Consider the following 13612-nt stretch of genomic DNA (forward strand, 5'->3'; position numbering starts at 1 on the left):
TCGTCAATCCAGAACGTAGACCAGCGGAAACAGCAGCACCCAGACCAGATCGACCATGTGCCAATAGAGCACCCCGGATTCGAAACCCGAGCAGTTGTCGGCGCCATATCGACCACGCAGGCAGCGCTGCGCCAGCCAGGCGAAAATCAGCATGCCCGGCAGCACATGGAGGAAATGAAAACCGCTGAGGATCCAGTACAGGGTAAAGAAGGTGTTGTGCTCCAGCCCTAACCCCAGCCCCAGCAAATGCCGGTACTCGCCGAGCTTGAGCAGCAGGTAGACCATGGCCACCAGCAAGGCCGCCAGCAGCAGCGCCGCGCCCTGGCGTGGCCGAGCCCGACGCACCCGCTCCTGGGCCAGCGCCGCCAGCAGCCCGGCGCTGAGCAGGCTCAGGGTCATGGCCAGGCCGGTGGAGCTGTCGAGCAGCTGGCGGCTTTCGGCGAACAGCTGCGGCTTGAGCCGCTGGGTCACCGCGAACGCGAGGATCAGGATGGCAAACACCGACAGCTCGGCGAGGATGAACAACCACATCGCCAGGTCCCCCGGCAGGTGGCGCCGCGAGGCCTCGGTGGCTGCCGCGGCGGAGTCAGCCGAAGTGCACATCGACCACGTCCATCAGCGCCGCCACCGTCACCAGGTCATCGCTCAGGGGTTCGGCCAGGCACGCCAGGCAGGCTTCGCGCGGCGGCATGCCGGCACCGATCATGCGCGCGGTGAAGATCAGCAGCCGGGTGGACGCCACCTCCTCCAGGTCATGCTGCTCCAGGCGGCGCAGGGCCTGCCCCAGCCCGACGATCTGCCGCGCCAGCGCAGCATCCACTTGCGCCTCGCGCTGGACGATGCGTTCCTCCTCGGCCGGCGGCGGATAGTTGAAGCGCATCGCCACGAAGCGCTGGCGGGTGCTGGGTTTCATACCCTTGAGCAGGTTCTGGTAACCGGGGTTGTAGGACACCACCAGCATGAAGGACGGCGGCGCCCGCAGCACTTCGCCGGTACGTTCCAGGAACAGCTCGCGGCGGTCGTCGGCCAGGGGGTGCAGGACCACCACCGTGTCCTGGCGCGCCTCGACCACTTCGTCGAGGTAACAGATGCCGCCCTCGCGCACCGCCCGGGTCAGCGGCCCGTCCTGCCACCAGGTGCCCTGGGCGCCGATCAGATGGCGGCCGATCAGGTCGGCGGCGCTGAGGTCGTCGTGGCAGGCCACGGTGTGCAGCGGCAGGTTCAGGCGGTGTGCCATGTGCTGGACAAAGCGGGTCTTGCCGCAGCCCGTGGGGCCTTTGATCAGCACCGGCATGCCATGCCGCCAGGCCTGTTCGAACAGCGCCTGTTCATTGTTCAAGGGTTGATAGAAGGGTTCGCAAGCCGTTCCGAGATCCATGGGCTACCTGATTCACAGCGGGGTTCGGGGACCACGCTAAGGCGCCACGCAAGGGAGCGGCAAGCGAACCGGCGGGCAAACTTGATCGCCGTCAAGCGTGCCGCGCCGGGCTGCGCTCAGGCCTCGAAATCAGCGCCTGCAATCAACGCTCGCAATCGGGCTCGACGCACTCGCAACCAGAGGCTTGCCCCTGGCTGTCCAGGTCCTCCTGGAACAGCTGGCAGATGCTGTCCACCTCCAGCCGGCCGGCGGGCAGGATGCTGATAAAGCGCTCCGAAAGCTCCACCAGGCCATTCCAGCTCAGCTGTTGCAGGCGCAGCCAGGCGGACGCGAAGTACTGGCGGAAGATCAGCCCGTAGCGGCTTTCGATGGCCAGGATGTCCAGCTCCAGGTCGCACGCCAGGCGCTCCATGACCAATTGCCGGACCTGGTCGCCGGCCTCGCAGCGCCAGCCGCGACGGGTCGCCAGCTGGCCCAGGTCCAGCTGTTGCAGATAGTCGTCGAGCCGCTCGCTGTTCTGCGTATACAGCTCGTCGAACTGGCTGATGGCGCCCAGGCCGAAGCCCACATGGTCGCAGTAGCCGTGGCAAGTAAACCCCTGGCAGTTGCGGCGCAGCCGGCCGCGTTCCTGGGCCATCATCAGGTCGTCGTCGGGGCGCACGAACTGGCCCAGGCCGATGTACTGGTAACCCGCCGCCAGCAGGCGCTCGAAGCAGATGCGCCGCATCGTCTCCTTGGCCTCCTGGCTGCAGGCTGCCGCGGGGCGCTCCTGGCTCTGGCGCCGGTAGCGCAACGGTGGCTGGGCATAGTCGAACACCTGCAGGCGGTCGGGCTCCAGCTCGATCAGGGTGCCCAGTTTCAAGGCGAAGCTCGAAGGGGTCTGCCAGGCATGGCCATACCCCAGGTCGACATTCACCGAGCGATAGCCAAAGGTCCGCGCCGCGTCGATCAGCGAATGGATAGGCGCCGGGTTCTGGTAGCAGGCCACCGACAACTGGCTGTCGCTGCCGATATCCGGCACCCCGATATTGACCTGATTGAACCCCTGGTCGCGCAGCAGGCCCATGGTCGCCCAGTCGGTGTGGTGCAGGTCGACGTCGATGCTGTAGTCGCCGCAATCGTGTTCGAGGAAGTGAAAGCGCTGGCGCAGGTGCTGCATCAAGCGTTGCAGCTGCGCCGCTTCCGGGGCGCCGCCACCGAGGTGGAACTGCTCGATGCGCTGCTCCGGCGCCAGGTGGCAGCCCACCAGGTCGATCTCGCGTTCCAGCCGCCGCAGGTAGCTTGCGCCAGCGTCCACCGGCGTGCCCGCCAGGCGCGGCGGGAACTGCACGTTCAAGGACAGCGGCCGGCGCTTCTGCCGGCTGTTGCGCAATGCCCGCAGCAGGTCCAGGGAGCCGATGCCGCCGTGAAAGCGGCGGGTGTCGACATGGCAGTTGGGGTCGAGCACACCTTGATCGCGTCGAACGACCGGCTCGCTGCGGTGCGGGAGTAGATCGGGCATGACTGGGCTCCATGGCTGGCGGTGGAGGGCCAGTGTCCGGCGTTAACACCCGGGGCTCCTTGACTTGCATCAAGCGTGGGGTCGGCGCCGACCTACCAGTTCAGGTAGAACATGCCCTTGGCCAGCAGCACGATCAGCAGCATATGGCCGAACAGGCTGTGATGGATAAAGCGCGAATAGCGGGCATTCATGCGCCCGCTCCGAAACAGCAGCATGGCCACCAGGAAATGCCCGAGCACGCTGGCGGCCAGCACAATCTTCAGCAGCAGCAAGGTGCCGAACGACGACGCCAAGGGCGCTGCCAGCACCGGCAGGTAACGCGCCCAGACCATGCCCAGCCCGGCACCGAACAGCACCAGCAGCACCCAGGGCATCAGCTGGCGGGCACGGCCGGCGATGCCCTGTTCGAGCAGCACCATGAGCTTGGCCGGCAGTTGCTGGCGGATGTGTTCCAGGAACAGCACTTCGAAAAACACCGTGCCGATGAAGACCAGAGCGGCGAACAGGTGCAAGGTGAGCAGCAGCGGATAGATCATGGGCCCTCCGAATCAGAGTTGCGCGGCCTGGGCCAGCGCCTCAACCGCCGGTCAGCGTGGGAAAGAACGCCACCTCGATGGGCTCGGACCAGGCGGAATCGCCCCGGCCTCGCACGTTGCCGCGAGACTACCGCCCCGCCCCGCTCGCGCGGTTGATGTCAATCAAGAAAGCCACAAGTCCCCGAGAGGGTCGTCATCACCCCATTCACTGTGTAAGGCCTAAAGAGCGACCGCACCCATGATCCGCCGCTTCAATCGCGATAACCCGCAAGCCGCAGGTAGCGTTCGCCTTCCGATTGCAACTGCACATCGCTCGCCGCCAACTGGGCCCGAGCTTCGGCCAGGTTTTTCCGGCAGCCATTCCAGCGGCAATCCGGCAGCTGTTTGCTCAGTGAATTGGACGACACATTCGCGGCGCTCGCCTCCAGTCGCTCGCCATTGCTCCAGTCCATCCGCCACTCAGTGCCGGGCAGCGGGGGCTCATTGTTGTAATGCAATTGCCCGCGGTAGCGCATCAGCTTGCCTGCGAAGAACAGCCAGGTTTCGCGCTTGACCGGCACGTGCCCCTCGATCGCCCGCTCAGCGCCCGCTTCGGCCAGCAGTTCCACCTGCGCGAGGGGACCGCTTTGGGTCAGATGCAACCACACGCCCTTGGGCGCGTTGTAGTGCTTCAAGCCGTACCAGCGCGGTGTGCTATCCGGCATCACGACGGTGCTGATGCGTTCCTTGGCACTATACGAATAGAGTCGTCTGGGAAACTGATTGAGCTTGACGGCAGCCGGCACGCGGCCGGTCCTGGCCCAGTCCGGCGACGCCTCAAGCCGTTCCTGCAGGTCCAGGCTCAAGTGCCCCGGCCATGCCATCTGTCGCACGCTGCCGTCCGGCGCCTTCAGGTTGGCACGCAAGGTCGTCACCGCCATAGGGTCGCCAGGGTGGCTATCTCCCCCTGGCGTTCTGACGGCGAGATCCACCATCTGATAACCGGGTACCTCCTGCTTCGGGAAGACCAGCGCAATACTCAGGGGTTGCTTGCGTCGCTTGGAGAACCCCCGCCGTGCCTCCCACGACAAATCGCGGGCCCAGTTTGTAAACAAGGGCTCGCGCCACAGCGCCTCCGCCGGTGCGCGCAATTCGGCATGGCTGAAGCTGTAATGCTCGGCAGGTGTTTCGGGCAACTCGAAGCGCAGCTTCAGCGGCTGCCCCGCACTGCCCTGCAACACCTGTGCGCGAACCGTCACTTGGCGCCGCACCGGCAAGCTTTCCATCTCGAAACGAGGCGCCGGGACACAGACGGTACCGACCATGCAGGTGAACAGTTGCAAGCTGGGCCGCGTCTTCTGCGTCTTGCCCTTGCTACCGATAGAGGGGAAGTAATAGGCAACGAGCTCGGCCCCCGTCCATACTTGCGGCCACAATCGCGCCTGGGTCGATTCATCGAGGTAGGCAATGGAGCTGTCGGCCAGTTCGACCTCCAATGACAGCGACGCCGCCTGCAGGGGCGCAACAGACGAGGCCACCAGCAATGCAGCGGTCGCGATGGCGCGCCGCAGGGTCTCTCTGCTAGCCGGATTGGCGAAAAACAGGATTGTTTGAATGAGCATTCTCCCTCCATGGAAATGAAACGACACATCGATACAGCACCACTCAGGGAGCAGCAATGACCAGCATCATGGACCCCACCTTGCGCGGAACCGGCAGGATCACCGGGGCGTTCTTCAACCCGGCGGGGGATATCGCCGCCGTGGTCTCGGAGTTTGCGTTGCTGGTCAATCCACCCGCGCGCGCGGCCTATGGCGGCACCGGCTTGCGTTATCGGCTCGGCATGTACCGACGTGGCGAGCCGGTGCCGTTCGCCATCTTCGACGAACTGTGCCTGCCGATCAACGATGTGGGTTTCCACCCCACCCTGCCCCGCCTCGTGATCGGCGCCGGCCGCTATGACGGCGGCTACCTGTTCGAAGGCGAGCTGGCGGTGTGGAACTGGCAGACCGGCGAAAGCCGGCGTCCTTTTGCCGATATTCCCGAAGTGGTGCGCTGCCGCTACGACGCCAGCGGCGAGCGGATCGACGCCTGGGTGCGGCCATGGAACGAAGAATGGGACGGGCTGGACGACAGCGACTGGTCGGTGATCCTCGACACCCTGTTCCTGGTGCAGGCCAATGACAGCGAGGCAGCCTGGGCTGGGCAAGCGCCCGCGGTGCTGGAACTGGACCCGGCCGCTACCGTCGATGCCTCGGGCCTTGCCGCAGATGACCAGCGCCTACCGGTCACGCGCCTGGCCCATTGGCTGGGTGTGCCCGAGCTGGAATGTCGGGGCGCGATCCGCGATATCGCCTGGCTCGGCCCGGACCGCCTGGGCGTAACCCACGACGGCTGCCTGCTGGATATCTACGGCACGGACGGTACCCGGCTCGCCCACCACACGGGTCCAGGCTACGGCGCCGAGATCCTGCGCGGGGCCGGCGTGCATGTGCACGGGGTGCAGGTGCAGGACGGGCCCGAGGCCTATCGGCGCGACTCCCGTTTGTATCGGCTGACGGACAACGGCCTGGTGCCGGTGCAGGAATACGACGATGAATACACCTTTTCGGCCGCCAGCGACGGTCGCCTGCTGGGGCGGCGCAACCGCCTGAGAGGGCCCGGATCGAAGGCCGTCGACGTCCTGCTCGACCCGACTCGCGACAGTGCCCAGCCCGTCGATGTCGGCCACTACGACTGCTTCAACCACTACATCGGCATCAGCGGCGCGCCCCATCTATTCGCGCTCCAAGGCACCCCGGCCAGTTCCCACGAACACAAGTACCTGTGCATCGTCCAGCCCGACGGGGCCGTACAAAGACTCTGGCCGCTGCTCAAGCAGGACGGCACCCGGGCCAGCCACGCCATGGAATGCCGCGGCGCTTATGTGGCGGATGCCCTGGGCGCGGGCGTGGTCATCGCCGGCCAGCACTACAACCCTTCGGTCGGCGATGCGTACCAGGGCTTCATCTACCGCCGGCTCTTGGAGCGCGGCCAGGAACTGTGGCGGCATCCCACCCCGGCATCGCCCAGCGCGATCGTCCACCTGCCCGAAGCCGGCCTGGTGGCGGCGGCTTTCCTGGACGGAACGCTCATGCTGATCGACGCCCGGAACGGGCAGCTACGCCTGAACGCCAAGGCGCGGATCGACAGCTTGCCGACCCTCATCCACGCCATGGACGCCCGCGACGGACAGCTGGCGCTGGGCACTGTGGATGGCCGGATTGCCGTGAAGCCGGTCGAAGCGTTGCTGGGTGCGGGGAGCGATCAGCCCTGGGTAGAGATTGGCTGAGTCACACCGCTCCCCCCAGGCCTGCACGCCCAGGTAAAAAACCGATTCGCTGGGCGCGGCAGGCTGAGGTTTTCAGATCAGGAAGTGCTTCTTCGCAGTACCGAAAGAGCCCGCCCAAGGTGAATTGCGGGCACTGCGTAATCCAGAAATCATTTATTCGCATGCGCTTACTTTTGTGAAAACCACACTTTGACTTTTCGTTTAACCGGGAGCGCAAACAGATGAGTAAATATGCAAAAAAAAGCAATCCACCCAATAAATGGATGCTCTGAAACTATCTCGGGCCGATGCCCCAAGAACAGAAAGTCATCATTCTGAAGAATGTCCATGTAAGGCACGACAAAAAGACCATTGAGCACCAAACAGAAATAAAACCTGGCGTAATTCAAATCGCCACCAGAGAGGCGCACCTTCAGAAAGTAGGCAACACTAATGCCACAGGCGGCCAAAACAGGAAAAACCCACAAAATCATTTTCCGGATTCTCGGTACACCTGCTTTCCTGCCTGGAAGTCGGTATATATTTCAAACCCCATCGCGCCTGCCCCCATGTTTTTATAGGATCGTACATAGTCTGCTCTGACATATCTAAACAAGCGCCAGGCATGTAACCGTGATTAGCCATACGTGACCCTCCTTTTAGTCAGCTGGCCATCCTATTGAAAGAAGTTACAGGCGTGTTGTAGGGAATTTCCGAAATTTGTGCAGTCCCCAAGTCGCCCATCGGCAATGTGCTGCTGGATGCTCTGTGAAGCCTGGCAATACCCAGGGATGGGTAGAAATCGGCTGAGTCGGCCGCAGACAAAAACGCCACTCCCGGGAGTGGCGTTTTTTATTGGCTGAGCGACTCAGAACTTCGCCTTGAGGGTCATGGTGAAGTTGCGCGGATCGCCGTAGTAGTTGCCGAAGCTTTCGATGCCGATGGTGGAGTAGTTGCGCTTGTCGAACAGGTTGTTGCCGTTGAGCGCCAGCGACCAGGTGTCGTCGATGCGGTAGCCGATGCGGCCGTTCCACACCGCGTAGCCGGCCTGGGTGATTTTTTCGCTGGTGGCCGGCGAGACCCGGAAGTTGTCGCTTTGCGCGTTGACCCCGGCGCCGATGCTGAAGCGCTCGAACGCGCCATCGAGGGCATAGTCGCCCCACAGGCGCAGCATATGGCGCGGCACATAGCTGTTGAACGCGGCGCCATTGAGCCCGCTGTCGATGTCGTCCAGGGTCTTGGTCTGGGTATAGGTGTAGCCGGCCAGCAGTTGCAGGCGCTCGATGACCTCGCCGCTGATTTCGGCTTCGAAGCCCTGGGCGCGGACCTTGCCGGAGTTCAGGTAGCAGTAGCCGTCCGATGACGCACAGCTGGAGTTGTAGTCGGTCTGCGCCTGGTCCTTCTGCACGGTCTGGAACAGGTTGAAGGCGCTGTTCAGGCGCCCGTCGAACCATTCGCCCTTGATCCCCAGCTCGTAACTTTCCCCCACCAGCGGCTTGAGCGCCGAGCCGCTTTCCGAGCGGAGGTTGCCCTGGGGCGTGAAGATCTCCGCGTAGCTGGCATAGGCGGTCAGGTTATCGTTGAGGTCCAGCAACAGGCCGGCAAAGGGCGTGACCTGGCCGGTCTCGGTGCTTCTGGCGTGCTCCGAAGTGCCCGAGTTGAGGAACACCGAATCGCTTTTCGAGCGGTACCAGCTGACCCGGCCGCCGACGACGAAGGTCAGGGGTTCCGCCAGCTTGAGCCGCAGGGTCGAGTACAGGCCGCGCTGCTCGGTGACGGTCTTCACCGGGCCACCGCGGGTCGAGTTCTCGATGAAGTAGTTGTCGTCCGGTTCCGGGATATGCCGGTCCGGGTTGAACACGTTCTGCCGCTGCGGCAGCAAGGCTACCGAGAAGAAATCGTCCTTGTCCGCGCGACTGCCGTTGACCCCCACCACCAGCTCATGCTGCAGGCCGAACGCGGTGAATTTGCCATCCAGGTAGGCATCGAGGCCGTAATCGACCTGGTCGTAGTCGTACAGGCTGCCGAGCATGCCAGTGGTGTCGACGCCGGGGGTCACCGCGCCGGAAGCGAAGGCGTATTTGATGTCCTGGGTGTTCTTGGTGTAGACGCCGGCGACCTTCAGCGCCCAGTCGTCGTTGAGCTGGTGCCTGAGGTCGCCGAACACCGTGGTGCGCTTGCTGCGCCAGGTGTTCCAGGACGGGTCGAGGCAGGTCGAGCGACTGAGTTTCAGGTCGCTGCCGTCCTTGTAGCGCGGCAGGCCGCCCCAGCACGGGTTGGCGTCGACGTCTTCATAGGCGATGCCCAGGCCGAGGGTGGTGTCGGGGCTCAGGTCGAAGTCGAGCGCGCCGTAATACACCTGGTCCTTGCGACTGGCGTCGTCGATGAAGTAACGCCGGCTCTGCTCGGCCACCACCGCGCGGCCACGCAGGGTACCGGACTGGTTGAGCGGGCCGCCGGTGTCGACCTGGCCGCGGTAGTTGTCCCAGCTGCCACCGGACAAGGTGACTTCGGTCTGCGGCGTACTCTGGCCGCGCTTGCGCACGAAGTTCACCCCGCCGGCGGTGCCGCCCGCGCCCTTCATCATCCCGGCGGCGCCACGGAGGATTTCCACCCGGTCGTAATAGGCCATGTCGCCGCTGAAGCTGTCGGCCTGGACATACTGGTTGCCCATGTCCAGCGGCACGCCGTCGTACTGATACTGGCCCGACATGCGAAAGCCGCGGGAGTAGAAATACTTGCCGCCCATGGTCGAGTCGTAGACGGTGATGCCCGGGGTCTTTTCCATGACCTGGTCGATGCTGTGCAGGTTCTGGTCGTCGAGCATCTTGCGGGTCATCACCGTCACCGATTGCGGGGTCTCGCGCAGCGAGTGCTGGCCCTTGCCGATGGTCACCGACCCGGTGGTGTAGGAGCCGCTGCCCTCGGTGGTTGCCCCCAGCAATTGGCCGTCGATGTTGGTGGCGCCCAGTTCCAGCGCCGAGCCGAGCACCGGCACCGCACGCAGCACATAGCTGCCGTTGGCCTGGGGCTCGGCGCGCAGGCCGCTGCCGCGCAGAATCCGCGCGAAACCTTCGTCGACCCCGAACTGGCCCTTGAGCCCGGGCGATTGCCGGCCCTGGGTTTGCTGCGCATCAAAGGAAATCGCCGCCCCGGCGGCGCTGGAAAAACGGGTCAGCACATCCACCAGGCTGCCGGCGCCGATGTCGTAGGCGCGGACCTGGCTCTGCTGCGCCGCGGCCCCTGCGGCCGGGTCGGCATTCACCGAACAGGCGCTGGCCATGGTGGTTGCCAGCAAAGCGACTTTCACTGCGTTCGCCAGACGACCTGGCGCGTTCACCCGAGACATGCTCCCTCCCCCAAAACGGTCAATAACAACTCACTGAGGGATGAGCCGAACGGTGCGCTCGAAAAGTGCAGGCACCGCAGAATTTTTTATCCAAGGCGCCTGTTCAGCGCGAATCGGCCCGGGCGACCTGGACCCAGAAACGGCTGTAGCGGGTCACGCGCAAGGCAAACCCACTCTCCAGCGCCGCCAGGGCGAGGTCGGTGTCATCGATGGGAAAGACCCCGGAGACTTTCAGGTCGCCGATGGCCGGGTCCCAACGCAGCACGCCGGGGCGATAGCGCGACAGGTCATTGAGCAGCGCCACCAACGGCCGGTCGATGGCGATGATGCTGCCCTGCTGCCAGGCGCCCACCGAAACGTCGTTGCCCCGTGGCATGCCCAGGCTGCGCTCGTCGAACGCCAGCCGCTTGCCGGCCTCGACCCGCATCGCCGGACCGCCGCCCGGCACGCTGACCTCCACCGCCTTTTCCAGCACCGCCACCTCGCCACCGCCGGGCTGGCTGCGCACGATAAAACGCGTGCCCAGCGCCAGCACCTCGGCGTGGCGGGTGACCACCTTGAAGGGCCGCTGCAATGGATCAGGCGCGGTGCTCACCAGGATCTCGCCCCACAGCAGCTCCAGCACCCGCTGGCGCCCATCGAAACGCAGGTTGACCGAGGTGTCGGTGTTGAGCAGCAGGCTGCTGCCGTCCGCCAGGCGCAATTCGCGGCGCTCGCCCACCCGGGTGCGGTAGTCGCACATCAGGTTCTGCGCGGCCTGGCTGCGCCAGCCCAGCCAGCCCAGGGAACCGGCGCAGGTCAGCAGCAAGGCGCTGCGCAGCACCTGGCGTCGGGAACTATTGCCGGCCTGGCTCAAGGTCGGCGCCGCCAGGGCGCCCGGCACGCTGGCCATCTGCTCGGCCACGGCGGCCATTCTCTGCCAGGCCTGGCGATTCAGTGGATCGGCCGCCAGCCAGCTGTCCCAGGCGGCCCGGTCGGCGTCGGTCGCGGTGCCGGAATGCAGGCGGGCATACCAGCGCGCCGCGACGCCGATGGCTTTCATCTCTTCGGCGGGCAGGCTCATGGGAGTTGCAACTGGATCTGCATCAGACAGCAATGCTCCATGGCCTTGGCCATGTGGTTGTTCACTGTGCGCACGCTGACGCCCAACTGCTCGGCGATTTGCGGGTAGGTCAGGCCACTGAACTGCGACAGGATAAAGGTCTGCTTGACCCGCGGCCCCAACCCTTGCAGCAGGCGGTCGATCTCCATCAGCGCCTGGAACAGGATCGCCTGTTCCTCCGGCGACGGCTGCAGGGCTTCGGGCATGGCGGCCAGCACATCGAGGTAGGCCTGCTCCAGTGAACGCCGACGAAACAGGTCGATCAGCAGGCCCTTGGCAATCATCGACAGGTACGAGCGCGGCTCGCGGATGTCCAGCGCGGAGCGGGCCTTGATCACCCGGACGAAGGTGTCCTGGGCCAGGTCCGCGGCATCGAAGGCGTTGCCCAGGCGCTTGCGCAGCCAGCCCTGGAGCCAACCGTGATGGTCACAATACAGATCGTTGACAGCACTGCGTAAGGACAAGTCGTTGGTGGGCATGACGATGGAATAATTCGCGACTGATAATGACTCGCATTGTCATGTACACCTTCGCGGCTTGCAACAAATACCTGTGGCCGCGGCTCCAGGCGCGTTGGAGCGACAACCCTCCCCTTCGACCTTGGGATCGCGACACGAAATCGCCATGACGGTTAACCCGCGCAATCGCTCGCCCGCTCAAAAAAACGGCTCGCCGGGCGCGGCAGTCCGAGGTTTTCACGCGGTGCTGGCTTATGCCGTTATGGCGTACTGCACTGTCCAGACCTGGAACAGCCCCACCGCCACGGACGCCTCGATGGCGGCAAGCGTTCACGGCCTTCAAAGGTAACTGAGGACAAAGGTCAGGGTGCCGTCGGCCTTGCCACCGGAAACCTTATTGGCAACCTGAATATACCGGGCCGCCAACTTCAACGAATTGATCCCGCCACTGGCCAGCCCCATCATCTGCGGCTGCCCCAGAAGCATTGGCGTGTGGTTTGCCATGGAAGCATTGAGTACCTGGATGCCGACCCCTATCGCCGACTGCGCCGAAGACGCCAACCTGATAGTCCCCGGGTAGCCACCGACCTGATGGGTGCTATCCAGGGTCAGGTTGACCCTGGCCCCCGCATCGCAGCGCAGGTCGATCGAAAAGCTCTTCTCCTGCACGGCAGTGCCCGGGCCACGAAAACTGTTCGCATCGACCCGGCCCATCTTCACCAGGATGCTGTTCTCCATCACGAAGCAGGACGACACCGCCACATTGACCTGGGGAAAAGTGAAGGTGTTGAGCTTCTTGTCATACAGGCCACCCAGGACAGAGTCAGGGCTGCTCATCACCGAGAAGTCTGGAAATCGAAAACTCCCTCCCGCCACATCCCCCAGCTTGATCAACTCGAAGGTGTGTTGGAGCGCGTAATATTTATCCCCTCCCAGATAGGGAAAGGCGACGCCAGCCATGGGACTGGTGCTGTTGAGGTCGGTACTGCTGAACGAATAGTTTCCCGTGGGTGCCGACAGGGTCCACCTCAATCCGATCCCACTGTTGCTCGTCCTGAATGCCCCACGACTGACCCCAACCGCCGCATTGGAAAACGACTTGAAGTATTGGGCATAGCCCCCGGTTGGAAAGAAGCGGTTATTACATCGAATAGGGGTCTTGACCTCCACGGAGGCCAGTACGCCGCCAACCGGGACGTCCCGTTGCACAACCAGCGAGCTGGAAAAAGGAACACTGATAACAGCGGGACCGAAAGGAAGGCAGACATCGGAAAGGGCCGCGACCGAGTACGGGGAAAACAGGCTGCCAGCCGCTGCAAGCCAGACAGTCCAGACACTGAGATCACGAATACTGAACAAGAAATCTCCCTCGGGAATTGAACGACTTGTGCGGCAACGCTACATAGAAGTTTCAACAGTCTAAATAAGATATTTCCCAATAAATTGATCTATTTTCCATGGCCAAATGACGATTCTTACCCATGAAAATGATGAAATATCCTTAAAACAACCTCTGTATATGGCAGCTTGCTCAACAGATTTTTCCGCATCGACCGATGCGAACTTTCCATAACTTATCCTCGAGCGAGCTTGCCCCTGCTCGGCCTTGAGGCAGCCACACGCCCCCAAACGCCAGGGCCCTGTTTGCGAAGCCTTGCGCCCTCCCCGTCAGGCCCTACCCGATATAGGAAACCTTGGCAGCAGAACAGCGCCGCTGTAGCCGTAGGGTGAGAAGGAGCTATACGCCAGGTGCCGCTGAAGGCATAGGCGTTGACCTTCCTCGGGTACGGGTCGGTGACGTCACCACCACCCGGGGTGAACAGCCAGTGCCGCAGTGCGATAAAAAAACGCCGCCTCCTTGCGGGGGCAGCGTTTTTTTATGGCCTGCGGTTCAGGTTCAGAAGTCGAGACTGACCCCGACATTGATGCCTTGCTGGGTGAAGTCATCGTCCTTGCGGATGTTGTAGCTGGCGCGCAGGGCCAGGTCCTGGGTGAGCTT

General features: G+C 63.6%; 10 protein-coding genes. 1 reads left to right on the forward strand and 9 read right to left on the reverse strand.

The window, feature by feature from the left end:
• Positions 1–3: 3 nt before the first annotated feature.
• The 5 genes from AC07VU_RS25795 to AC07VU_RS25815 all read right to left on the reverse strand — a co-directional run bounded on the left by AC07VU_RS25795 (position 4) and on the right by AC07VU_RS25815 (position 5016).
• A complete protein-coding gene (locus tag AC07VU_RS25795) occupies positions 4–603 on the reverse strand; it encodes a cytochrome c oxidase subunit 3 (protein WP_274303596.1) in 600 nt (199 codons plus the stop codon).
• Complete coding sequence (locus AC07VU_RS25800) at positions 587–1378, reverse strand: CbbQ/NirQ/NorQ/GpvN family protein (protein ID WP_495030726.1); 792 nt, start codon at positions 1376–1378, stop codon at positions 587–589. Before AC07VU_RS25800 ends, AC07VU_RS25795 begins: the two co-directional genes overlap by 17 nt.
• 142 nt (positions 1379–1520) lie before the next feature.
• The gene (locus AC07VU_RS25805; protein ID WP_495030727.1) at positions 1521–2879 is read right to left on the reverse strand and encodes an oxygen-independent coproporphyrinogen III oxidase; all 1359 of its coding nucleotides are present in this window, start codon (positions 2877–2879) and stop codon (positions 1521–1523) included.
• A 92-nt stretch (positions 2880–2971) separates the two neighbouring features.
• Positions 2972–3415, reverse strand: a complete 444-nt coding sequence (locus tag AC07VU_RS25810; RefSeq protein WP_087092121.1) for a CopD family copper resistance protein — start codon at positions 3413–3415, stop codon at positions 2972–2974.
• A 251-nt stretch (positions 3416–3666) separates the two neighbouring features.
• The gene (locus AC07VU_RS25815) at positions 3667–5016 is read right to left on the reverse strand and encodes a hypothetical protein (RefSeq protein ID WP_495030728.1); all 1350 of its coding nucleotides are present in this window, start codon (positions 5014–5016) and stop codon (positions 3667–3669) included.
• Positions 5017–5072: 56 nt separating this feature from the next.
• Between AC07VU_RS25815 and AC07VU_RS25820 the strand changes: the two genes are divergently transcribed.
• Positions 5073–6725 (forward strand): hypothetical protein, encoded by a 1653-nt coding sequence (locus AC07VU_RS25820; protein ID WP_495030729.1) that lies wholly within the window; start codon positions 5073–5075, stop codon positions 6723–6725.
• A gap of 847 nt (positions 6726–7572) precedes the next feature.
• On the opposite strand, the gene AC07VU_RS25825 is transcribed toward AC07VU_RS25820, so the two are convergent.
• The 4 genes from AC07VU_RS25825 to AC07VU_RS25840 form a co-directional block, all read right to left on the reverse strand.
• Positions 7573–10053: a TonB-dependent siderophore receptor gene (locus tag AC07VU_RS25825; RefSeq protein WP_495030730.1), complete on the reverse strand. Its 2481-nt coding sequence runs from the start codon at positions 10051–10053 to the stop codon at positions 7573–7575.
• Between the two features lie 103 nt (positions 10054–10156).
• The gene (locus AC07VU_RS25830) at positions 10157–11116 is read right to left on the reverse strand and encodes a FecR domain-containing protein (RefSeq protein WP_495030731.1); all 960 of its coding nucleotides are present in this window, start codon (positions 11114–11116) and stop codon (positions 10157–10159) included.
• Positions 11113–11634, reverse strand: a complete 522-nt coding sequence (locus tag AC07VU_RS25835) for a sigma-70 family RNA polymerase sigma factor (protein WP_495030732.1) — start codon at positions 11632–11634, stop codon at positions 11113–11115. The genes AC07VU_RS25830 and AC07VU_RS25835 overlap by 4 nt, the downstream gene beginning before the upstream one ends.
• 318 nt (positions 11635–11952) lie before the next feature.
• Positions 11953–12972, reverse strand: a complete 1020-nt coding sequence (locus AC07VU_RS25840) for a fimbrial protein (protein ID WP_495030733.1) — start codon at positions 12970–12972, stop codon at positions 11953–11955.
• Between the last annotated feature and the right edge of the window lie 640 nt (positions 12973–13612).

The organism is Pseudomonas sp. GW821-FHT02B10 (assembly GCF_059421865.1).